Here is a 25,038-nt window from a genome sequence, read left to right as displayed (position 1 = left end):
AAAATTATATATTTATTGGTTTTTGTGAGCATATTTTTAATGTGCTGTGCAACGATTAGCAGTGCTATCATTTTTTTTGATTCAATTTAATCTGTAGGTAGTTTATTCTTACTTAATAGACGTAAAAACATCTAAAAAAGCGATTAAGTGTTTATTTTTATGGATAAAATGATTATATTTGGCGAATTAAATCAGACTAGTTAATTTTCTTTTAACCTATTTGGGGTGAAAAAAGACGAAATCTATTAAAAAAGATACCAATGAAAAACACAACATTTGTAGTAAGTCTATTATTTGCTACACATTTAATCTATTCACAAGAAACTATTCCAGCATCAGGAGGAGAAGCCATAGGTAGTGGTGGTTCATCTAGTTATTCTGTAGGTCAATTGGTGTATACTAGCAATACTGGTAGTGGTACAATTACTCAAGGAGTACAACAAAGTGTAGAACTATTTACACTAAGTAATCCAGAACTTACTACAGTAAATTTAACTGCTGTAACCTATCCTAATCCAACATCAGATTATGTAGTGTTGGCTATAAGCGATGCTAATCTTACAGATTTAAGCTATTCACTTTATGATTTACAAGGAAAAGAAATTACAAAAGGTCAAGCAACCCAATCTAACATGCAAATAGAAATGCAACATTTAGCAACAGGGACTTATGTACTAAAAGTAAACCAAAACAATCAAGAATTAAAAACATTTAAAATTATTAAAAAATAACTTTAACCTAATTATGAAAAAACTATACACAATTTTAGCAGCAGTTTTAATAACTGCAAGCGGTTTTGCCCAAGCCCCAGAAAAAATGAGTTACCAAGCTGTTGTAAGAGACAGTGATGATAATTTAATTGCAAACCAACCTGTAGGCATGCAAATAAGCATTTTACAAACCAGTGCAACAGGTACGGCAGTATATGTAGAAACGCAAACACCAGCAACTAATGTAAATGGTTTAGTAGCACTAGAAATAGGTGCTGGAACTGTTGTAAGTGGTGATTTTACCACGATAGATTGGTCAGCTGACACCTATTTTATAAAAACAGAAACCGACCCAACAGGGGGAAGTAGTTATAGCATAACTGGTACCAGTCAGTTATTAAGTGTGCCTTTTGCGTTATATGCAAAGACTTCAGGTAACGTACAAACTTATAATACTGATACAAACGGAACTGATTTTAATATTTCGACTAATGGAGATACCCACACGTTTAACTTGCCAAGTGCAAGTGAATCGGCACGTGGTGTTGTTAGCACCTCAAATCAAACAATGGCTGGAGACAAAACATTCACTGGAACTGTGGCTGCCTCTTCTAAATTAGTTGTTGGAAATAGTACTATTACTGATGGAGCTGCTTTGGAAGTATCATCTACTACAGCGACATTCTTACCTCCTAGAATGACTACAGTACAAAGAGATGCTATTGCAAGTGTACCAGAAGGAAGTATGATTTACAATTTAACCGATAAAAAAGCCCAAGTCGCAGTTGTGACTGTAGCTTCCGATTTGGATCAATCTACTTGGGGTGCATCTACAGGGGGTGGTTTAATTTCATCTGGTGAATCTTTGGGGCAGACTTTTATTGCAACCTCTTCGGCTACAGTTACTCAAATAGGATTCTATGGGACATATGGTACGTGGGCTACTGGAACTATATCATGTAAAGTATATGATAGTGTTGGTGGAAACTTGCTAGCGACATCACCTGATACAAGTACAATAAAGGAAAATAATACACACTTATTTACGTTCTCTGGACTTTCTTTAACTGCTGGACAAAGCTATTATGTTGATTTTGAAATAATTTATAGTGGAGGATATTTATATTCTTATGGTGGAACTAATTATGATGGTGGAGATGCTTATATTAATGGTGTCGTAGATCCTGCACTCGATTTACCTTTTAAAATTTTCCATCCTGCTTATTCATTAGATTGGGAGAATTTACATTAATCAATACTAGTAATCTTATGACTTTGATAGTGTCAAACATTTTAAATAAACAATGAGTTTTCAAGAAGTTTAGATAAGAATAATAAATACAAGTTTTTAGAAAGGGTTATCACTTTTAATGATAACCCTTTCTTAGTTTTGAATAATTTGCCAGTTGTTAAATTGCTACTTCTCTTTATTGTTTTAGAGCTGCTGCTGCGTTCAGGAATTAATGGTAACCTGTTTGTGTATGTTTAGTTGCGCGGTTAATCAACTAATTTACCAACCATTCGAATAGATTATCAACGGTTTGGTGTGCCTACCCTTATGTATATGGTTTGTTCAGTGTTGTAGGGGCCTAATTTCGCGAATGTAAACCGAATAGAAAATAGATAGGATTTTCGTAAGTAGTTACACAAGTCATTAATTATATGCGGTATTACTCCTTTATAACTCTTGTTATAAACTCTCTTTCATTTGATATAAATTTTAATAGATAAATACCATTTGGTAATTCAGTTAAATCAATTGATGATTTTGGTTCAATGATTTTAATAAAACGACCTGTTATATCATATAGAATAATATTATTTAAGTTTTTAATTTTCGTGTTTATTATACCACTAGTTGGGTTAGGATAAACGGCAATACCTTTGAATATAGGTGAATTATTATCTGTAGAAAGCGTACTGTCAAACTCATAAGCTCCTATATCATAATTTATTCCTTTAGGTCTTGTATTTTCATTTATATCGTACGTAACTATTGTACTTACAAGGTTGGTACCTGTATCAATAGCTTGAGAATCTGTTGCCAAATTAAAATCATTTAATGTTGGGTCAACAAATATGGAATTCATGGAGCTAGCCAGTAGAGAGTTTGTGTCAAGCCCTAATGCTTGCCATGCGGCTAAACTAATAGTCGAACCGTCTCCTTTATTACTCATTTTATCGTTCAATATATTGTTATCGCTTGTAAACATGGTAGTATCATTTATAGCAATACAGCCTCTCCAAGCGTGTTGATTAATAATGATGTTATTATAGATTTCTGTATTAATATTAGCTCCGTTTTGAAGTAGTATTCCCCATCTACCATCAGAAGGAACAATAATGGTATTATTATATATTTTGGCTCCATTAGTTACAATGGCTCCATCTTGTTGGAAAAGTGAAATTCCTTGAGCGGAATGATTATTATATATAAGGTTATTATAAACTGTAGGATTTTGTAGTCCATCCATATTTATTCCAGCAGCTCCATTGTTATCATGAATATTGTTACCGTAGATTAAGGCATCACTAATTATTCCATCTCCTCCTGCAGATGAATCTCCGTTTAAATGGATTCCAACATTATTATTACCATAGCACTCATTATATCTAATTATAGGTCTGTCTGAACTATTAGAGACATAAATTCCGTGTTCATCGATTGAGTTAGTGCAAACATTGTATTCAATTAGAATATCATCTGTAAATGCTGTAAAAATTCCTCGTTCTGCATTATTGTCGCAAGCACAATTTCTAACAATACAATTATTAGAAACCACCACTCGTATTCCATTACCATTTCCCAGCATATCTTTAACAATAAAGCCATCGATTATTATATAGTTAGCATTCTCAATGTTAATACCATCGTTTCTTATTGCACCACTTTGATTAATTAATACACTATTTCCAGTTCCCATAAAAATTATAGGATTTGCTGCTGTGCCATTTACATTTCTTAAGTCAAAACCTACGTAAATTCCATTTTCGACAAAAACGGTATCTCCTGCAATAACAAGATCCGCAGCATGTTGAATGGTTAAGAAAGCATCATTTTGGCTTAATCCTGTATTTGAGTTTAGTCCAGAATTTGAGACATAGTAGTTAGTAGCTTTCAAGTTGTAACTTGATGTTATTATTAAAAGGAAAAGGAAAGAGAGTTTAGGTAAATTCATTTTGTTGGGGTTTTATAGTATAAAGGTAAATGTAATCTTATTTGGTTGTACAATTTAATTGCATTTTTTGCGGCTTTTTTTGCGTGATTTGCGTTAATAAAAGTTTGATCGAGAAATAATACACCAATTAATCAATGGTTCGAATAGATTGTTAATAATTATAAATCCGCTAAAATTCGATATTATTGCAGTGATTTTTTATTTTTCCACTCAATATCAATAAATTCAAATTTATACTACTTAATGTTTAATTGATTACTAATTGTTTTATTTAGGTTGATTTCTGTTACAGATTATTGAAAAATATAAGCGAAAACATATTATTTAGAATTTTCAATTTTTTAAAAATCGCCTTTAAATCGCTTTTTTTGTCAACCCCATAAAAAAACGCCTCAATTTTTTCGTAATACAAAAAAAGGGGTAGTGCTTTTTATGTTTTTCACTCCTTTCGTTTTATTCAAGTTTATTAACTTCTGATCTCAACTTTTTATAAAATAAAACTATGAAATCAACCGAATTTAGTAGAAGAGATTTGTTAAAAAAAGGAGGACTTTCTTTATTTACTTTAGCATTAATGCCTAATGATATTTGGAGTGCTAATGTTACAGAGGCTCAAAAAAGCAACAGTCCTTTTTTATATAATTATAAGAATACTTTTAATGAATTTACTCCACCTATACTAAATGAAGTTGAAGATTCATTAGTGATTTTAAGAGCTAATGAAAATCCTTATGGTCCGCCTCCAGAAGCGGCTAAGGCATTTCAGGATGAAGTATTTGCAGGAAATAGATATGCTTGGAAAAGCTTAAAAGAGCTTGAAGCTAAAATTGTAAAGAATGAAGGCGTAACGCCAGATCAGATTTTAATGGGGCCTGGTTCTTCAGATTTATTGGAAAAAGTGGCCATGGTGTTTTTTAATAAAGGAGGTAATGTTGTTAGTGCCGATCCAAGCTATATGTCACTTATTGTAGTTGCAAAATCTGTTGGAGGAGAATGGAAGTCATACAAATTATTAGAAGATTCTCAACACGATTTAGATGCTATGGAAGCAGGAGTGGATGAGAATACAAAACTTGTTTATATCTGTAATCCAAACAATCCAACAGGTTCAATTACCGATGCAAAGAAATTAAAGGAATTTTGCCGAAGAGTCTCAAAAAAAGTACCTGTTTTTGTTGATGAAGCTTATATCGAGCTTTCCAAAAATGGGTTAAAAGATTCTATGAATTCCTTGGTAGCAGAAGGTGAAAACGTCATTGTTGCGCGTACATTTTCTAAAATCCATGGTATGGCTGGTTTACGTATTGGTTATGTAATAGGTAAAAAAGAAACTTTAGAACGAATTAGTGAAATTACTCGTGGCGGAATGGGCATTACAGGGCCAACAATTGCTGCAGCTTCAACAAGTCTAGATAATGATGCATTTTTAATAGATTGTAAAGCAAAAATTACGGAAGCTAGAGATTATACCATGACGTATTTAAAATCTAATAACTTCTCTTGTTTGCCTTCTGAAACTAACTTCATCATTTTTGAAATCCCAATGGATGGCGAAAAATTCTTAGAAAAAATTTATGGTAAAAATGTTGCTGTAAGAGCCTTTAAGTTTTGGGATAAAAACTGGTGTAGAGTAAGTATTGGCACTCTAGATGAAATGAAAGCTTTTACTAATGCTATTAGCGAAATCTTTGCCTAATAGATGGAGAATGTTTTAGATAAACCTATTTCGTTTCTTCTTTTTGTAGTTATAGGGCTGTTGTTAAGAAAGAAAATATCGGCAGGCGATGAAACCAATGGATTGAAAAGTTTAATTCTTTCCATAGTTTTACCTGCAACTATATTTATAGCCCTATTAAAAATAAAAATTGATAGTAACCTTATTCTTTTTCCAGCATTAGCACTTGGTCTAAATTTATTATTGTTGGCCATATCTCCTTTGTTACTGCTTATTATTGGAATAGATGAAAACTCACCATCTGGCAGAAGTGCTAAACTTTTAATTCCTTCTTTGGCTCCAGGACTATCTTGTTTTCCTTTTATTTTAGAATTTCTAGGAGATGGCGCTTTAGCTAATGCAGCCATGGCCGATTTAGGTAACAAATTCTTTGTTCTATTTCTGTTATATTTATTGGCTGTAAAGTGGCATTACAAAAAGGCAGATACACAAAAAATGCCTTTAAAATCGAGGTTAAAATCGCTTTTACTCACTTTACTTTACGAGCCTGTTAATCTTTTTATTTTCGCAGCGCTTATATTGGTTTCATTTAATATCTCTTTAGATAGTCTGCCTAACTTTTTGGGCAGTACTTTAACTCGACTAAGTGCGATAATGACGCCGCTAGTTTTAATTTTTATTGGATTAGCTGTAAAATTGAAAAAGAAGCAATTTTTCGAAATATTTTCATTACTTATCCTTAGAGCAGCTTTTACACTTCTACTTATTTCTGCAGTTGTTTTTACTTTTAATTTAGTTGTTAAAAATGATATACTAGTTCTCATCGCCTTTTCTTTAAGCGCATGTAGTTTTTGGCCTTATGCACACATTTCTGGTATTGATTTTAAAGAAAAAAACCGTGCAGCGCAGGATAAAACCTTTAATGCAAATTTTGCAATATCGATATTAGCTTTATCCTTACCCATATCAGTTTTACTGATTTTAGGAATTCTTACTGCAAATACAGTGTTTGTTTCGCCATCTAACTTATTATTTTTAAGTTTAGTTTTATTTTTTATTGGTATAATCTACCCTGTTATTTTAAAGGTTAGAAAAAGTTCGTTTAATCTTGATAAAGAGCAGATTTTAGAACAAAATGTAAATCAATAACTGACTAAATTAGTTGTCTTTTGAAGCTAATTCTTTTAAAACAAACCATATTAATTATACCAGATAAGTTTTCACGGATAAGGTTGACAAATGCTTTTATTTTAGTGTAAATACCAGTAATTATCGGGAGTAAAGCCGTTTATTTAAAAAAAAACTTATAGTTAGGTGTTTTTTTTCCTTACTTGTCTAATTGAAATTTAATAATCAGAACAAATATGTTTTTTTATCATATAGTCGGTAATTTCTTTTAATGTTTTGCCTGTTGTGGGGTGTTTTCCGAGAGCAGTAAAATATTCTAGAACTCCTGTTTCATTTTTACCATACCATACATTTGTATTTCCTGTTTCTGTATAAAATTGTGTGTCACAATTTGGAATGATTTTTCTAAAATTATCAATTCTATCAGGATTATATAATTTTAAATTACCTAATTCATAATTTTCTGGATCAAAATTAGTTTCTATATAATGGTCATTTTCCCAACTCATCCAACGCTGGGTATTTAAGTATTTAAATGATAAAAAAATAATTATTAAAGAACATAAAACCCCTAGTGTAATTTTATGTTTTACATCAAATTTAGACGATGTTTTCTTTTTAACTTTTAAATTAGGATTGTTATTAATTGTAGCTTCATTTACTTTCTTAAACTCTTCATAATTATCAAATTCTAAATATTTCAATAGTCCACAAACTACTTTATGTTGTTTTATATTAATATCTCCATCTGATATTTTTAAAGCTTCAGCATCTTTCCTGTAATCTCGATAACTTCTTTCTCCAAGAACAAAACCTGTTTCTTGAGAGACATAATCCGCTATGTCTTCAGCTTTATTCGTTAAGGAAGGTTTTTTATCTCCTAATAGTATTCTGTCAGCTTCAGCTTTCTTGAAGGCTTTTAAAATTAGTATTTTATGCATTTAATCTTTGATAACGAGTCCAATAAAAATAATTAATTTATGGGAAATTGACAGGAAAAATTTTTCCTGATAGCTTCCTAAATCCTTCCGTTAAATTTCCTAAACATTCTTTCAAATATTCCGTGATTTGCTTCAGAATCAATCCAAACCAAGTATTTATAATACTGTGATTAGATTCTAAAACGGAGTGACTATTTAGAGATGTAAAAACATCTGGGAAGTAATTTTATTTCTCTAATTCAGTCTTCCATACTTCCCAAAATAGAGAGACGTCTCTTCATTATAGCTTTTAGCTAAACCTATTAAAGTCCGATAAATATCGGATAGCATAACTATTGTCCAATCTTAAAGAATTATAAAATGAAAAATATTAATGTAATATTATTAACAGCTATTTTAGGTGTCTCAATCTTTTCTTGTACTCCACAAACAAATACTCCTGATTCCTTTCCTGTTTCAATAGATGAGGAAGAGTGTTGCGGAGACGATAGCCCAATTCCGCCACCACCTCCAACAGAGGATTAATTGTGTATTTAAAAAATCTGAAAAAGGAATGGAGCTGTTAAAGCTTCATTCCTTTTTCATTATAATTAGTTTGTTATAAGTTATCATTAAAAAAATTAAATCAAATATATATTGAAAATATTATTTGGCTTTACGGAAACCCGTAAAATTTTTATGATTTATTCATTTAAATTTGATGAGATAATTATAAAGCTCTGTCTACGAGTGTATGTCGTAAGACTTTTATCTTTTTAATTTTTAATAAGTTTTTTATAAAAACAGCAATAAAATGAAACAATCTGTCTTAAAAGGAGAAGAAATTTTTAATGATCTATCTGAAAGTTTAAGCAACGCTAAAGATCGAATAATTGTTGTTACAGCATGGTTCACTGATCAAAAATTATTAGATGTTTTAATCGACAAGCAAAGAGAAGGAACTGTCGTTTCTGTTGTTATAGGAGATAATAAGGATAATCAAAAATTAGATTTTAAAGCCTTAACCGATTTGGGAGGTAAATTAACACGTATCAAAGGGAATGGATTTGGAATGATGCATCAAAAATACTGTGTTATAGATAATAGTATTGGTTTTCATGGCTCTTATAATTGGACAGTAAATGCTCGAAGAAATAATTCGGAATCTGTTATAAAAACAGATCATAAACAGACAATAGAAGAGTTGTTAAATGACTTTAAGAAATACACCATGACAGAAACAAAAAGCAATGATGAAAAGAAAAAAAGTCGATTGGGTTCATTTTTGAATAGGATAAAACCAAATAAAATAACTAATGGAGAGGAATTAGAAAATAGCAAAAGTCAATCTTATAATGATAGTTCTGGTTTTCAGATCGAAAGAGGAAATATTTCTATAGATGAAGTCTTTAAATCTATAATATCTGCGGAAGCAAAAAACACAGATGAAGAATCATTAAAAAATAGAGGGTACGAGTTATGTAAAGAGGTAAGTGGAGATCATAATGTTTTAACTAAATCTATGAATTCTTTATATCATCTTTATGTTTCGGACAACGCTGAGAATATAGAGTTGAAAGAAAAGCTTATTCAAAAAATTGAAAAGAAAAAAGAAGAATTAATTCAATTAGAAGAAATAGATAGAACTAAAAAAAATACTTCTGATGAAGTACTAGGTATCACAAAAGAAAAAGAGATAACCTTTGAAAAAGCGGCTTTAGAAAAAGATTTAGAATTAACAAACAAAGATATAGAGCTTAATAAAAATTCTATTGTTGATATTAGTGATAAAATAGCTAAAACTAAAGATAAAATAACAGGGTTGCAACTCGAGTTTATGAAACCTGCTTTTAATTGGTTTGCCTTTGTTCCATTATTTTTATTTACTCTTGGACTTGGTGGATATTTAATGTTATTTTATTCTTCATCACTTTATATTATGATTTATTCACTTCAAGATTCTATGGAGCTAATAAAAGCTGGTGTTCCTCTGGCTGATATCAATCCACAGGTATTTGAGTCTGATGCATTAAATAAATCATTTAAAAAAGAAGGTCTTGCAGGCTATTTTATAATGCTATTCTTTTTTGTTCCTCTGGTTATAGCCTATGTTTCTCATTTAAAAAATGATTTAAGAGAAAAGAGGAGTGTTATGGATATTTTTAAAATGATTGCTTGCTATGTAATAGTAATCTTTATTGATGGGTTTATAGCCGCAAAAGTGACAAATACCATAATTGAAATAAAGAAAGAAGCTAAGCAAATACCCCCAGATTTTGAGCTTACATTTTTTGGGTTATTAGAAGATTTAAATTTTTGGCTAGTATTTTGTCTTGGAGCACTTCCATTCATTTTTCTTTCTATTTTAATTGAAAAACTATCTGTTTTTTTTAAAGAGCGTTCTCCAGAAACAGAACGAAAAAAGTTGAAGTTTCAGAAAAAAGCTTTGGATGAAAAAAATAATGAGTACGGAGCAAAAATTGATAGCTTAAATGAAAAAATTAAGATAAAAGAAATAGAAGTAGTAAGAATCAAAAATGAAATTATTCAAGTGGATAAGAAAGGAACTTTTTTACCTGTTGAGATGGATAAATTAAAAACATCAAATAATAGTTTGACAGACAAAAAAATAGAGTTTATAAAAAGTAAAGCAAGTTTGTTTTTAAATGATATAGATAATGATAACGTGTCGGTTTCATTTTCAACATTAAATCATAGAATAAGCTCATTTATTGGAGGGTGGAACGAGTGGCTGCATGATGAGTATTCCATTGAAAAAGCAACTTTAATGTCTGATAGTGCAGAAAAAACAATCGATAAATGGTTGGAAGGAAAAGAAGCAACAGCAAAATAACTAAAAATGAAATTACTAAAATCTAAAGTGTTAGTTTATTGTTTACTTTTATTCAGTTTTTCATGTAAAAATGATAAAGAAGAAAGAGTTTTTAAGAATATTATAACAGAACATTTAAATATAATTATAACTCCAGATCTGTCAAATAGGGTAAAAGCTAATTTGTATCCTAAACCGATGAATGATATAGATTTGATTGGTAGTGTTTTTAATGATTATTATCCAAACCTTTATGAGTATAATCATCGAACTAGTGGTCAAAAAGATGCTCTAAATTTAATTTTTACAAACGCTAATATTATTACCGAGTATAATTATAAAGGCGATTTTGTTATAGATATCAATAAAAAAGAAACAGAAAACAAACTATACTTAAAAACTTTTGACGGAACAGAGACTCAGTTTCAAAAAGAAAGTAGGGCTTTTGTAGAGAGCATAGATGATTTGTATCAAAAAACAAAGGTTAAACCAGCAGGAGCAGATATAAGTAGTTTTTTTAAAAATAAACTTAATACTGTTGTAAAAAAAGATGTATTTAAGAGTGTTGATAAATACAACATAACAAATAAATACAGAAATATTCTTGTTTTATTTACAGATGGTTATATAGAAGCAGGATTATATGGGAAAGGAAATTGCATAGGTAATTCATGTTATTTTTTAGATGGCGTTAGAATAAGAAATTTTAGAAAAGATTATAAAACAAATGGTAAAGGAAAAAGTCTAGAAGCGTTTTTTAAGGAAAATAATTATGGCATCTTACCTGTAGAAAATGATAATTTAAAACATGTAGAAGTTTTTGTTTGTGAACTGTATGATAGATCCTTAAATAAAAGAACTGGTAGCCAAACTGTTGTTCCGAATGATTTGGATATTATTAAAGTATTTTGGAAAGATTGGTTAACAAAATCTAAATTTAAAAAATTTAAGTTAGTCGAAAAAGTAAACTCAATAGAAGAGTTTCAAGCCGAATTCACCGCTTTTATAAATGAAAAATAAATCTAATTTTGATAGAAAAGCATAATCCAAAGTTTTCGTTCATGAAAAAATTAATACTTAGTTTATTTATATTATTAACTATAACAATAAACGCTCAAAAACCAAAAGGGAACAAGGTAATCAATGGTAAAGTAACCGCCATTACAGATGGAGATACGTTTAAGCTTTTAACCAAAGATTCTATTTTAATTAGAGTTAGACTTGCTAATGTAGATTGCCCAGAGCGAAAACAACCATTTTCAACAAAAGCCAAACAATTTGTTTCCGAGGCTATTTTTGGAGACACTATAAATATAGATGTTTTAAAAAAGGATAGATATGGCCGTTTTATAGCGAATGTAATTTATGCCGATTCCTTAAGCTTAAGTGAAGAGCTTGTTAAAAATGGTTTAGCATGGCATTATGTAAAGTATTCTAATGATGATACTTTACAGGCTAAAGAAGATATTGCTAAAGAGAATAAAATAGGTCTTTGGCAAGATCCAACCTCTATAGCGCCTTGGGAATGGAGAGCTAATAAAAAAGAAGCCTCTAGGTTGAAAAAACTAAATAAAAAAAAGGATTAACAATAAAAATTGAGCACAAATGAAACTTCTAAAAGTTCTATTACTTGTTTTAAGCTTTACATTTGTAAATAGTGTTATTGCACAATCCGTTTACACCACCAAAACGGGTGAGAAATACCATAAATCTAGTTGTAAATATTTAAGGTATTCTAAAAAAGAATATACACTAGAAAAGGCGGTGCAATTAGGTTTCGAGGCGTGTTCGGTTTGTAAACCAACTAAAAGTAATACAGCGTTAACTAAGGCTAGCAGATTTACTAGTAGTAGCAAATCGAGTACGCCATCACGCTCTACCACAGCAAAGCAATGCACTGGTAAAACACAGGCAGGTAAACGTTGTAAACGAACTACTAAAAACTCGAATGGTAGATGCTACCAACATTAAATAAATAACTATGGGATTATTAAATAAAATATTAGGAAATGCAAGTGAGGTTTCTGTAGAAAAGTTAACCGAAAAATATGGGAGACTATTAACAAATACCGAACAAATTGAACTTGGTTTCAAGTTGTTTCGCGATGTGTTTATGTTTACAGATAAACGACTAATTTTGATAGACGTACAAGGTATAACAGGGAGTAAGGTGGAATACAAATCTTTACCCTATAAGAATATTTCTAGATTTTCTTTAGAGACTTCTGGTACTTTCGATTTGGATGCCGAATTAAAAATTTGGATCTCAAGTGAAAATATACCTTCCGTTAGTAAGAAGTTTAATAAAAGTATTAATGTGTACGAAGTACAAAAGTATTTAGCAGAAAAAGTGATGTAGTCTTTTATTGTGACAAACAGATTTTAAACCTACATTTAAAGTTCTAAAATAACATTCAATTCATGGCTAAAAAAGCAACACCAAAAAAAACGAAATCCATAGAAGAAACCCTTTGGGAATCCGCAAATAAACTAAGAGGAACCGTAGAAAGCTCCGAATACAAACACGTAGTATTAGGATTAATCTTCTTAAAATTTGCAAGCGATAAGTTTCAAGTACGTAGACAAGAAATTATAGACGATGGCAAAGAAAAGTTTTTAGACATGGTAGAATTCTACACACAAAAAAACGTGTTTTATTTAACCGAAGAATCTCGTTGGAGTTACATTATAGCCAATGCCAAACAAGATGATATTGCTCTAAAAATAGATACCGCTTTATACACTGTAGAAAAAAATAATCCATCTTTAAAAGGAGCGTTGCCAGACAACTATTTCTCACGTTTAAATATGGATGTTAGTAAGCTAGCCGCTTTACTAGACACTATTAATAATATAGACACCCTAAAAGACCAACAACAAGATATCGTTGGGCGTGTGTACGAGTATTTTTTAAGCAAGTTTGCCATTGCAGAAGGCAAAGGAAAAGGCGAATTCTACACCCCAAAAAGTATTGTTAATCTTATTGCAGAGTTAATAGAACCTTACAAAGGTAAAATTTACGATCCTGCTTGTGGTTCTGGAGGTATGTTTGTGCAGTCTATGAAATTTATAGATAGCCACAATGGTAACAAAAAAGACGTTTCTATTTACGGACAAGAATATACTGCAACTACTTATAAGTTAGCAAAAATGAACCTTGCCATACGTGGTATTGCTGCTAATTTAGGTGATGTGCCCGCAGATACTTTTGGTAAAGATCAACACCCAGATTTAAAGGCAGATTATATTATGGCAAACCCACCTTTTAACCAAAAGGATTGGAGAGCTACAGACGAGTTACTAGACGACCCACGTTGGAGAGGTTATGATGTACCACAAACAGGAAATGCCAATTATGGTTGGATACTAAATATGGTGTCTAAACTCTCAGACAATGGTGTTGCAGGTTTTATACTAGCCAATGGTGCATTATCTGGTGGAGGAACCGAATACGAAATACGTAAAAAGTTGATTGAGAATAATTTAGTAGAAGCGATTCTAATTTTACCACGTAACTTATTTTATACCACAGATATTTCTGTAACGCTTTGGATTATAAATAACAATAAAAAAGAACGTCAAGTAAAACTTAATGACATCGAAAAAAACTACAGAAACAGAGAAGAAGAAATTCTGTTTATGGATTTAAGAGAAGTTGGAATTCCTTTTGAAAAGAAGTATAAACAGTTTTCAGATGAAAATATAGTTGAAATAAGTGAAACCTATCATAAATGGCAACAAGATGTCGAAACATATAAAGACATTCCAGAGTTCTGCTATTCTGCAAGTATTGAAGAGGTGCGAAAAAAAGATTACTCTTTAGTGCCTAGTAAATATGTTGAGTTTGTAAACAGAGATGAGAACATCAATTTTGATGAAAAGATGAAAACCTTACAAACAGAGTTTGCAGCACTTTTAAAAGAAGAAGCACAATCTAAAACCGAATTACTAAACGTGTTTAAAAACTTAGGTTATGAGATTAAACTATAAACGTTTAGGCGATTACATACAGGTTGTTAATATTAGAAATAAAAATCTTGAAGTTGAAACGCTCTTAGGAGTTAGTATTAAAAAAGTATTAATGCCATCTATAGCAAATACTGTTGGTACAGATATGTCACGCTATAAAATTATAGAGAAAAACCAATTTGCTTACGGACCTGTAACATCAAGAAATGGAGATAAAATATCCATAGCGCTTTTAGAAGAATATGATAAAGCATTAGTCTCTCAAGCCTATACTGTTTTTGAAATTATAGATGAAACATTATTAAATGCCGAATATTTAATGATGTGGTTTAGACGACCAGAATTTGACCGCTACGCTCGTTTTAAATCACATGGAAGCGCAAGAGAAACCTTTGATTGGGAAGAATTAGAAGAAACAGAACTACCCATTCCATCCATAGAAAAACAACGTGAAATCGTTAAAGAATACAACACCATTGTAAATCGTATTAAACTAAACGAAACCCTCAACCAAAAACTAGAAGACACCGCACAAGCTTTGTATAAACATTGGTTTGTAGATTTCAACTTTCCAATTACAAAGGAAAGTTATCCCGAACTTGTTTCGAAATCCCCTGAATTGTTAGGAAAACATTATAAATCTTCTGGTGGTGAGATGGTTTATAATGAGGAGTTGGATATGGAGATTCCTTTAGGTTGGAAAGTTAATCAAATAAGTAATCTATTAAGTAAAATTATAGATAATAGAGGAAAAACTCCACCTCTTTCGCATAGTGAAGAAAAACTCTTGTTTGAGACATATTTTTTAGAAAACAAGTCATTTCCTAAGTTACATATTTCAGAAAAAACCAAATATGTTTCTCAAGAAATATTTAATAATTGGTTTAGGAAAGGACATCCTGAGAGATATGATGTATTAGTTGGAACAGTAGGAAATGGAATACCAAACTATACAATGGTACCAGATAAAGTAGATTTTTGTATTGGTCAAAATATCGTAGGTTTTAGATTTAATGATACTATTTCACCATATTATTTTAGATTATTTTTAGAAACATTTCTTTTTCGAGAACAGTTTAATGGAAGGGTTAAAGATACAGCGCAACCTAGTATAAGAGTAGCTGATTATGTAACAATTATATTACCAATTGGAGATAAATGTATTATGGGCGATTTTCTAACAATAGTAACACCGCTTTTTAATCTAATGGAATCAATTTCGTCTCAATATATGCCACTAACTGGACTAAAAAACATAATTCTTTCCAAAATGTCAAAAGTAGAAACAAAAAAATCGTTAGTTTAAATATCCATATAATTATGAGTAAGAAATATAACTTTATTGACAATAAGCCACTAGGTAAAGATTTATTTGAAGGGAAATCGCAAGAAAGAACTTCTAATGTAATTACTAATATTATAAAAGATAATACTTTTCAAGTTATTGGTATAGATGGTGGTTGGGGAGTTGGTAAAAGTAATCTTGTAAAAATCGTAGAAGATAAACTTAATGATCATATATTTTTTATTTATGATGTTTGGGGACATCAGGAAGATGAACAAAGGCGCTCGCTTTTAATAGAATTGACCAATTACTTAACTAAAAAAGATAATAATTTTATTAAAAAAGGTAAGTGGGAAAAAAAGTTAACCACTTTACTTTCGAAGAAAAAGGAGGTTACTACAGAAAACCTTCCTTATTTAAGCGTAGGTTTTATTTTTGCACTTATTGCAATAATTTATGCGCCTACAGTTACTGCCTTTAAAGGAGAACTATCTGATTGGTTAGGAATAAAAAGTGTTTTTTGGAGATTAGTTTTAGTTCTTTTTCCAATTTTTATTGTAGCTGGAATTTACGTTTGGAATCTATTTAAGAATTGGAAAGATTGTAATGGATTTTGGACATCATTTAAATTATCAGCTCAAGAAACGTTTCAAATTTATACAAATAAGCAAAAGAAAGAAACTAAAATTGAAAGTATTTCAGAAGAAGAACCAAGTGTGAGGGATTTTCAAGAATGGATGACTGAAATCGATAATGACTTGAATAAAAATTTAGTTTTGGTTCTTGATAACTTTGACAGATTACCAAAGAAACACATTTTAAACGTTTGGTCTTCGATACACGTATTTTTTGCTGAAAAGAAGTATAATAAAATTAAAGTAATTATTCCATTTGATAGAAAGCATATTAAAAATGCTTTTTCAGATTTAAATGGCAATTCTAAGACAAATTATGCAGATGATTACATCAATAAAACGTTTGATATAGTTTTTAGAGTAGCGCCACCAATAATGTCTAGTTGGAAAGAATTTTTTAAAAATAACTGGAAAACAGCATTTACAACCTTTGATGAAAATGAATTTGAAAGAGTAGAGCAAGCTTATGAAATATTAAATGTAGCGATAACACCTAGAGAGATTGTTGCCTTTATCAATAATTTTATTTCAATTAAATTAATCGATGATAAAATACCAGATAGGTATATAGCTATTTATTTATTGCGTCAGGAACAAATACTAGATAATACTTTAACTGCTATTACCGAGTTGAATTATTTAGATGGTCTGGAACCTATTTATAAAAATGATGAAGATTTTCAAAAGCATATAACAGCACTTGCTTATCAAATTGATTCGGATAATGCAATTGAGGTAATTTATAAAAATCGATTGCGTGATAGTTTAATAAACAATGAAGTTGATGTGTTTAAAGAAATTCAAGAAATACCAGCCTTTAAACATATAATTAAACCTGTAGTTTCTGAATTGGAAGATTATAGAAAGCCAATTATAGTATTAGATAGCTTGTCTGAAAAGGATAAAATTAGTGCCAGTCAAAAAGGTTTGATTTGGAATATTATACATTCAAATCTTCAATCAAATGACTTAAATTTAGGGACAGTAGAGAATTATCAATTGATTCTACTTAGGAACCTTACCTCAAAAAAGCAAAAAGGATGGTTAACTAGTATCTTAAAAAGCTTGTGGTTAGACAACGAAGAATTTGAAATCATTGATTATGTTGATAATATTGATAAAGTCGTACAATATTGTGTTGAAAATAATTTGGAACTTAAACCTTTTGATAGCTTAGTTGCTAAAACGATAAGTCCTGAAAAACTAAAATTAGTAATTGACAATAAACAAGGAGATTATGGTAAGTACAAGTTAAATTGTGAAATTAAAAAAATTGATAATTATTTAATAAAAGTAGATCCTGCTAATTTAAAAGAAACCTCTTTTATAGAATACTTAAAAAATCCACTAAAACTTGTTGAGTTTCATAAAAAATTACTCAGTTTTATCGCACTAAACAAAAGAAATCCTATTACATTATTTCAAATTTTAGAAAAGTTAAAATTAACAACCAATACAAAATTAGATGTTGAGCCAACGATACTTGATGCTGATATATATACTATGCTAAGTAGTGCTACAATTGAAGATAATATTTATATTGATTTAGCAGCATTACGATTATCATTACTTACAAGTAGCAACGCAGCATACAATACTGTCTATCAAAAAGTATTAAATAGTGAGGATGAAGAGTTTTATGGAAACGTGGCTAATCAGTTAGAATGGTATATCAATTATAGTGATTTTTTAGTTGGCTCTATTAGCTTTACTAATAGTTTAACGGTAGGTGTTGTTAAAAAGCTAATTCAGTTAAAACCAACACACAGAGATTATACAATAGAACCAATTTTAGAAAATATCATTTCTATTTGTCATAAGAATAAAATTGACGCAGAGGAATTGTTAAATACTCTACAAATAGAAAATGAATTGGATAAAACTAGAGTATTAAATCTTGAGCCATCAGTTTTATCAATTCTAAAAGAAAGTTCATCAAATATAGCTTTATTAATACTTGAAATATTTAATAATAATTATAGGGATAAATCGAAAGATGAATGGGAAGAGAGTTTCAAAGATTTAAATAGTAAGCTATTCCAACAATTAAAAACTATTAGATTTATTGGTTGGAATCGTTTCTCTTTAGAAGTATTTGATTCAGTATTATTAAAAATAGCAGATGATTCAAAAACTGATAATAAAGAAATCGTAGAATGGTTACTTAAAAGTTTTGAAAAAAGTGAAAGAGATTTAGACAATACGTTAAAAAGTTTACGTGACCGCTTAATTCAGAATAATAATATAACAAATGAAATCTTTATTCTTTTCGCAGAAGCTCTTTTAGCACACGCTAGTTTAAAAGAGAACGCTAGTGATGTTGTTCGAACAATTTTTAAAACAGAATTACTAGACTCAGATGAATGTGTTTATATAATGACTAATAATTCTGAAAATATCAAAACAATTTTGAATAATTCAGGTAAATCCAAAGATGACTTTAGAGATGGTTTAAAGGCAAGAATAAGTAAAGAAGATATTCAACAATTATCAAAAGAACTAGGATTTAAAATAAAACCTGAAACCAAAGATTCTGATAACGAAAAGACAGAATCATAAGATTGAATTAAAACGAAATACTAAAAATAATGGGTAAGGCTTTTTCTTAGATTAAGCACAATATAATTAAATAGAACGTATTGCAGACTTACATGTTAGCAAGAAAACGATAAGCAAACTTTTTAGTGAAATGCAAGGTAAAAGATTTGTGATTCCAGATTTTCAGAGACCTTATAAATGGAATATTGAAAAATGTGAAACCCTTTGGGAAGATATTGAGAATTTTACAAATACAGATGCGAAAAAAGGTTCAGATTATTTTTTAGGAACGATAGTTTCATACACAAACGATGAGAATAATCAGGAAATTATAGATGGACAGCAACGTATAACTTCATTCTTTTTATTGTTAAGGTCTTTTTACAAAAAATTAGAGGCTATGCCAGAAGATGATGACGTTAAGGGTTTGAAAAACCAGTTAGCACCTTGTATTTGGGATATTAATCCTATTTCTCAAAAAGTGTCAGACATGAGTAAAATTCATATAGAATCACTCGTAGCGACTGAAGAAGATAACGGTACGTTTCATAAAATTTTAGAAACAGGTAATGTTAATGAGTTTGCAACTGATAACTACTCAAACAATTATAGATTCTTTAAACAACGTTGTGATGAGTATGCCTCTACAAATCCATTACAATGGAAAGAGCTTTGCGTTACAATCTTGCAGAAATGTATCGTTCTACCTATAGAATGTGACACGCCAGAAACAGCACTAACGATATTTTCTACGCTAAATGATCGTGGAATGCCATTATCTGATTCCGATATCTTTAAGGCGCAAATTTATCGAAGTAAAAACACCTTAGAGAAGCGTAAGGATTTTACCGAGACTTGGAAAGAGTTGAGTAAAATATGTAAACAAGGTAATTTATCTATTGATGAAGTTTTTAGATATTACAGTCATATACTAAGAGGTAGAAAGCTAGATAAGTCTAAAGAAGTTGGGCTTAGAAAGTTTTATGCAGAGGATGCTTACCAAAAGTTAAAAGAACCTACTTTAGTTCCTGAAATTATGTCTTTAGCTAATTTTTGGTGCTACGTTAATATGGATGTTCTTCCAAATGATGACGTATCTTATGAAATATCAACTGAGAGTAGAAAGTATTTACATTGCTTAAGTCGTTATCCAAATGAATTTTGGAAGTATATAATTAGTGGGTTTTTTATAAAAAATTCTGAGAGTGAATCTTTTGATTCGGATTTTATTCAACTTTTAAAGAAGTTAGTAGCTTCATTGTTTGTTAAGTTTATTTATGCACCAACCGTAAACGCTATTAAAGACGATACATATCAAGCTTGTATTAATATTAGTCAAGGTAATCCATTTAATTTTAGAATTAATTGGAATGAAGATTTATTAATCCAAGATATAGATGGTCATCATTCTTCTAGAATTTCAAGAGCACTTTTATTATTGCATGCTTATTTAAATGAAAATCAATTAGGATTAATTCCTGTAACTTTTGACATTGAGCATATATTTCCAAAAAAGTGGCAGAATACTAATTACAATGGTTGGAGTCAAGAGGATGCATCATTATTTTTGGATAGACTTGGTAATAAAATTGTTTTAGAAAAAAAGTTAAATATTCAAGCAGGTAATGGTTACTTTGGAGTAAAAAAAGCAAAGTATGAGTTATCAAAAATTGCAGTAATTAGAGATTTGGCGTCTATGCCTCAAAACGACTGGGTAAAGAGTGATATAGAAAATAGAGAAGCTAATTTTATAAATGATTTAATAGGCTTTTTTAAAGATCAGTTAAGCATTAACTAATATGAGTAAATTTACAGAAGCACAACTAGAAAACGTTTTTATAGAATTGTTGGGTAATGAAGGTATTCCTCATGTTTTAGGTAATACTATTGCACGTAAGGAAGAAGAGGTGCTCATTACAGCCGATATAAAAAGCTATCTGCAAAGCCAATATAAAAGTGAGCATATTACAGATGCTGAAATTAATTCGGTAATCCGTAAGTTAGAAATTTTTAGTGCTTCTGATTTGTACGAGTCTAATAAGCAAATCATGAAATTGGTCTGTAATGGTTTTCAGTTAGAACGTGAAGATCGCTCTAAAAAAGACTTATATATCCACTTAATAGATTATTCATATTTAGATAACAATACCTATAAAATAGTAAACCAATTAGAAATTTACGGTTATGAAAAACGTATTCCTGATGGTATATTATATATTAATGGGCTGCCATTAGTAGTCTTTGAATTTAAAACGGCTATTAGAGAAAATACAAGTATACATGATGCTTATGTGCAATTAACTACGCGTTATAGGCGAGATATTCCAGAGTTATTTAAATACAATGCATTTTGTATTATTAGCGATGGAGTAAATAATAAAATGGGATCGTTTTTTGCCAATTATGAGTTTTATTATGCATGGCGCAAAGTATTAGGTTTAGATAAAGAAGTAGACGGTATTAATAGTATGTATACTATGATACAAGGCTTGTTTAATACCAAACGTTTACGTGAAGTAATTCATAACTTTATATACTTTCCAGATAGTAATAAGCACGAACTAAAGATTGTGTGTCGTTATCCGCAATATTATGCGGCAACAAAGTTATTAGAAAACATAAAGTTACACCAAAAACCAGAGGGAGACGGAAAAGGAGGGACTTATTTTGGAGCAACGGGTTGCGGTAAAAGTTATACCATGTTGTTTTTGTCTAGGTTATTAATGCGTAGTAAACACTTTAAAAGCCCGACGTTAATAATTATAACAGATAGAACGGATTTAGACGATCAATTATCTACGCAATTTACAAATGCAAAGGAATTTATTGGAGACAATAATATTATAAGTGTAGAAAGTAGGAGTGAACTAAAAGAGCTACTTAAAGGCCGAAAAAGTGGAGGTGTATTTTTAACAACGATACATAAGTTTACAGAAGATCTAGAATTGCTAACAGATAGAACAAATGTTATTTGTATTTCGGATGAGGCGCATAGAAGTCAAATTAATCTAGATCAGAAATTAAAAGTAACCGAAAAAGGTGTAGAAAAGACCTATGGTTTTGCTAAATATTTACACGATTCTTTACCAAAAGCAACTTATGTTGGTTTTACAGGAACACCTATTGATGCGACTTTAAATGTATTTGGAGGTATTATAGATTCGTACACCATGACGGAGTCTGAAAAAGATGAAATTACTGTACGTATTGTTTATGAAGGTCGTGCAGCAAAAGTAGTTTTAGAAAATAAAAAGCTATACGAAATAGAGCAGTATTATAGGCTGTGTGCAGAAGAAGGAGCTAACGATTACCAAATAGAAGAAAGTAAAAAAGTATCTGCCAACATGAATGCTATAATTGGCGATCCAGATAGGCTTAAAGCAGTTGCTGAAGATTTTGTACAACATTATGAAACTAGAATAGAAGAGGGAGCAACTATAAAAGGAAAAGCTTTGTTTGTCTGTAGTTCTAGACCTATAGCATTTAGTTTATATCAAGAGATTATAGCTTTGCGTCCAGAATGGGCTGAAGTAAAAGCTTTTGAAGAAGGTTCCAACCTTACGGAAAAAGATAAAAAGGAAATCAAGCCGATGGAGCGCATTAAAATGATAATGACACGTGGTAAAGATGATCCAAAAGAAATGTATGATTTATTAGGAACTAAAGATGAGAGAAAAGAGTTAGATAGACAGTTTAAAAATGAAAAATCCAACTTTAAAATAGCTATTGTAGTGGATATGTGGTTAACAGGGTTCGATGTGCCTTTTTTAGATACCATGTATATCGATAAACCTATACAACAACATAATTTAATCCAAACCATTTCTAGAGTAAATAGAAAGTATAAATCTAAATCAAAAGGTTTGGTAGTAGATTATATTGGTTTTAAGAAGCAAATGAATTTAGCTTTGAAACAATACTCTGCTGTCGATGGGCAGAACTTTGAAGATATAGAAACCTCTATTGTTGTAGTAAAAGATCAATTAGATTTGTTAGCAAAACTATTTCACAAGTTTGACACTTCAGATTATTTTTCTGGAGTTGGTGTAAAACAATTAGACTGTTTAAATAATGGAGCAGAATTTGTTCAACAAACAAAGAATATAGAAACGCGCTTCATGAATATTGTAAAGCGTTTAAAAGCGGCATACGATATTTGCTGCGGTGCAGATGCATTTACTGAAATGCAAAAGGATCATATTCATTTTTACTTAGCGATTCGTTCTATCATTTTTAAATTAACAAAAGGGAATGCACCCGATATATCCCAAATGAATGCTAGGGTTAGAGAGCTTATAAAAGAAGCTTTGAAAAGCGATGGTGTAGAAGAGATTTTTAAACTAGGAGAAGACACTCAAAATGAGATAGATATTTTTGATGAAGCCTATTTAGCTAAAGTTGAAAAAATAAAACTTCCTAATACAAAAATAAAACTATTACAGCAGTTGCTGTTAAAAGCTATTGACGAATTAAAGAAGACCAATAGAATTCAAGGAATTGATTTTTCTGAAAAATTTAAAAGTATCGTCGATAAGTATAATGAGCGTAGTGAACAGGATATTTTAGAAAGTAGCGTTTTAGAGGATTTTACAGATGAAATAATTGATTTGTATCATGAATTAAGAAAAGAAAAAGGTTCTTTTTCAGAAATGGGAATCGATTTTGAAGAAAAAGCGTTCTATGATATTTTAAAGGCTATAGCAGATAAATATGATTTTGATTACCCTGATGATAAATTGATTCATTTGGCTAAAGAAGTTAAGAAAGTGGTAGATGATAAGGCTAAGTATACGGATTGGAATCAACGTGAAGATATTAAAGCTGAACTAAAAGTAGATTTAATTATACTATTGGCTGAAAATGATTATCCTCCTATAACTAAGGATGAGGTTTTTAAGGAGATTTTTGAACAAGCTGAAAACTTTAAGAAAAATAATTTATAACCATCAGTTACTCTACAACACAAAAATAGAATAAACAACATCACCAGTATCCATATCAAAATAGGGTAGAGCACCATCATGTCTAGGAGGTAAATTATTGATTTTATAATAACGTGTAAGAATCTGTTTTTTTAGGTTTTCCAAATCACCTTTAGTGGCAGGTTTGTTATTCAATGGAGTAAAAGCAGATTTTATTGTATCGGCTAGCAAACTACCTGCTGCTGCATTTCCTGTACCAGCCAAACTCATTGAATCTATTTTTGTTTTTTCAGGTGCAGTTGGTAAAGTTGCGACTTCAGTTTTAGTTTCGGAATCAGAAACGGTAGGAAGTTTCATTTCTATTTTCTTTCTAGCATGATGAGCTTTCGAACGACAAGAGTTGCTACAATATTTTTGAACACGACGGCGTTTGGGGTCAAATTCTTTATAGCAATATTCACAAGTATAAAATTCCATATCTTTAATTTAGCGTCAAATGAACGTACGTTTGACGCTAAATTAATATTTTTTGTAGTTTTGAGACTAATTTTGTAATCAAAAAATTTAAAAAGTTAGAGATCAACATTAAAAACCGAGCTTAATAAAAACCTATCAATCTCATCATCATCAATTATTAGCTTTTGTTTTTTGGTAGGTTTAGCCTTTTCGCTAACGGGTAGAGGTTTTATAGGTTCAGGAGGAGTAATTTTTAATTCAGCACTAGCGTAGGTATCCTTTAATTGTTCTAAAAGTGTTATAGTTTCATTTGAAACCTTATTTGGTTGAATTTTAAAATGATTGTTTAATTCTTCACTATGTTTTTGAAATTGCTCGGCTTGGAATTTAAACATATTGATAATGCCAACATCTAAGTTCGCAAAAGTTTTATCTATATTAACAAACATCCATCGCGTCATAAATGCATGACCTTCTACGTGCTCTTTGTATTTATCTAGTATTACCTTAAAATGTTCTTCTTCTAAAGTCTTTTTAGCTTCAAATAATTTAAACAGATTACTTTCCAGTATATCCGATTTTTCTAAAAGTGCAACTATTGAAAAGGCATTAACGTCCGCAATTATTTCTTTTGGATTGAATAGATAGAATAAAGTATTAGCGGCATCTTCAGGTAAAACACCTTCGTAAATACTTCCTTTAAGTTTAGAAAAAAGAATGGTTGGCACATATATAATATAGTGCCGAAGTAAATTATCTTTTATCGTTGTAAAAATATCCATATCTAT

At 30.3% G+C, this 25,038-nt stretch carries 19 protein-coding genes; 15 read left to right on the top strand and 4 right to left on the bottom strand.

Features of this window, described 5'->3' with window-relative positions:
• Positions 1-260 precede the first annotated feature (260 nt).
• Both BM246_RS01920 and BM246_RS20075 read left to right on the top strand, forming a co-directional pair.
• Positions 261-731 carry a T9SS type A sorting domain-containing protein gene (locus BM246_RS01920; RefSeq protein ID WP_074935561.1) on the top strand — a complete coding sequence of 157 codons (471 nt, stop codon included), beginning with the start codon at positions 261-263 and terminating at the stop codon, positions 729-731.
• A gap of 13 nt (positions 732-744) precedes the next feature.
• Positions 745-1,962 (top strand): hypothetical protein, encoded by a 1,218-nt coding sequence (locus tag BM246_RS20075; RefSeq protein WP_231961799.1) that lies wholly within the window; start codon positions 745-747, stop codon positions 1,960-1,962.
• A 418-nt stretch (positions 1,963-2,380) separates the two neighbouring features.
• Here the strand turns inward: BM246_RS20075 and BM246_RS01910 are convergent, their stop codons facing one another.
• Positions 2,381-3,832, bottom strand: coding sequence for a NosD domain-containing protein (locus tag BM246_RS01910; RefSeq protein WP_074935560.1), 1,452 nt, complete (start codon positions 3,830-3,832; stop codon positions 2,381-2,383).
• Positions 3,833-4,391: 559 nt separating this feature from the next.
• Between BM246_RS01910 and BM246_RS01905 the strand changes: the two genes are divergently transcribed.
• Positions 4,392-5,585, top strand: a complete 1,194-nt coding sequence (locus BM246_RS01905) for a pyridoxal phosphate-dependent aminotransferase (protein WP_074935559.1) — start codon at positions 4,392-4,394, stop codon at positions 5,583-5,585.
• Between the two features lie 3 nt (positions 5,586-5,588).
• Positions 5,589-6,713: an AEC family transporter gene (locus tag BM246_RS01900; RefSeq protein WP_074935558.1), complete on the top strand. Its 1,125-nt coding sequence runs from the start codon at positions 5,589-5,591 to the stop codon at positions 6,711-6,713.
• A gap of 197 nt (positions 6,714-6,910) precedes the next feature.
• Here BM246_RS01900 and BM246_RS01895 read toward each other — a convergent pair whose 3' ends face one another.
• Complete coding sequence (locus tag BM246_RS01895; RefSeq protein WP_074935557.1) at positions 6,911-7,633, bottom strand: hypothetical protein; 723 nt, start codon at positions 7,631-7,633, stop codon at positions 6,911-6,913.
• Between the two features lie 360 nt (positions 7,634-7,993).
• Here BM246_RS01895 and BM246_RS19895 point away from each other — a divergent pair, with 360 nt between their 5' ends.
• The 11 genes from BM246_RS19895 to BM246_RS01845 all read left to right on the top strand — a co-directional run bounded on the left by BM246_RS19895 (position 7,994) and on the right by BM246_RS01845 (position 23,815).
• On the top strand, positions 7,994-8,158 hold the full coding sequence (locus BM246_RS19895; RefSeq protein WP_175489764.1) for a hypothetical protein: 165 nt from the start codon (positions 7,994-7,996) through the stop codon (positions 8,156-8,158).
• 268 nt (positions 8,159-8,426) lie between these two features.
• Positions 8,427-10,466 (top strand): phospholipase D-like domain-containing protein, encoded by a 2,040-nt coding sequence (locus BM246_RS01890; protein WP_074935556.1) that lies wholly within the window; start codon positions 8,427-8,429, stop codon positions 10,464-10,466.
• Between the two features lie 6 nt (positions 10,467-10,472).
• The gene (locus BM246_RS01885) at positions 10,473-11,465 is read left to right on the top strand and encodes a hypothetical protein (RefSeq protein ID WP_074935555.1); all 993 of its coding nucleotides are present in this window, start codon (positions 10,473-10,475) and stop codon (positions 11,463-11,465) included.
• A gap of 41 nt (positions 11,466-11,506) precedes the next feature.
• Positions 11,507-12,031 (top strand): thermonuclease family protein, encoded by a 525-nt coding sequence (locus tag BM246_RS01880; RefSeq protein WP_074935554.1) that lies wholly within the window; start codon positions 11,507-11,509, stop codon positions 12,029-12,031.
• Between the two features lie 19 nt (positions 12,032-12,050).
• A complete protein-coding gene (locus BM246_RS01875; RefSeq protein WP_074935553.1) occupies positions 12,051-12,416 on the top strand; it encodes a hypothetical protein in 366 nt (121 codons plus the stop codon).
• A 10-nt stretch (positions 12,417-12,426) separates the two neighbouring features.
• The gene (locus tag BM246_RS01870) at positions 12,427-12,804 is read left to right on the top strand and encodes a PH domain-containing protein (RefSeq protein WP_074935552.1); all 378 of its coding nucleotides are present in this window, start codon (positions 12,427-12,429) and stop codon (positions 12,802-12,804) included.
• Between the two features lie 62 nt (positions 12,805-12,866).
• Positions 12,867-14,435 carry a type I restriction-modification system subunit M gene (locus BM246_RS01865; RefSeq protein WP_074935551.1) on the top strand — a complete coding sequence of 523 codons (1,569 nt, stop codon included), beginning with the start codon at positions 12,867-12,869 and terminating at the stop codon, positions 14,433-14,435.
• Positions 14,419-15,720 carry a restriction endonuclease subunit S gene (locus BM246_RS01860; protein WP_074935550.1) on the top strand — a complete coding sequence of 434 codons (1,302 nt, stop codon included), beginning with the start codon at positions 14,419-14,421 and terminating at the stop codon, positions 15,718-15,720. Before BM246_RS01865 ends, BM246_RS01860 begins: the two co-directional genes overlap by 17 nt.
• A gap of 14 nt (positions 15,721-15,734) precedes the next feature.
• Positions 15,735-18,893 (top strand): P-loop NTPase fold protein, encoded by a 3,159-nt coding sequence (locus tag BM246_RS01855; RefSeq protein ID WP_074935549.1) that lies wholly within the window; start codon positions 15,735-15,737, stop codon positions 18,891-18,893.
• A 70-nt stretch (positions 18,894-18,963) separates the two neighbouring features.
• Positions 18,964-20,670, top strand: coding sequence for a DUF262 domain-containing protein (locus BM246_RS01850; RefSeq protein WP_317042970.1), 1,707 nt, complete (start codon positions 18,964-18,966; stop codon positions 20,668-20,670).
• A gap of 1 nt (position 20,671) precedes the next feature.
• Positions 20,672-23,815, top strand: a complete 3,144-nt coding sequence (locus BM246_RS01845; RefSeq protein ID WP_074935547.1) for a type I restriction endonuclease subunit R — start codon at positions 20,672-20,674, stop codon at positions 23,813-23,815.
• A 12-nt stretch (positions 23,816-23,827) separates the two neighbouring features.
• Here the strand turns inward: BM246_RS01845 and BM246_RS01840 are convergent, their stop codons facing one another.
• Positions 23,828-24,151 carry a hypothetical protein gene (locus BM246_RS01840; protein WP_139221827.1) on the bottom strand — a complete coding sequence of 108 codons (324 nt, stop codon included), beginning with the start codon at positions 24,149-24,151 and terminating at the stop codon, positions 23,828-23,830.
• A 215-nt stretch (positions 24,152-24,366) separates the two neighbouring features.
• A complete protein-coding gene (locus tag BM246_RS01835; protein ID WP_074935545.1) occupies positions 24,367-25,032 on the bottom strand; it encodes a hypothetical protein in 666 nt (221 codons plus the stop codon).
• Positions 25,033-25,038: the final 6 nt, after the last annotated feature.

Source organism: Algibacter lectus (assembly GCF_900112395.1).
GTDB lineage: Bacteria > Bacteroidota > Bacteroidia > Flavobacteriales > Flavobacteriaceae > Algibacter > Algibacter lectus.
The sequence above is the reverse complement of the archived record's forward strand: the minus strand, read 5'-3'. Positions and strand labels throughout refer to the sequence as shown.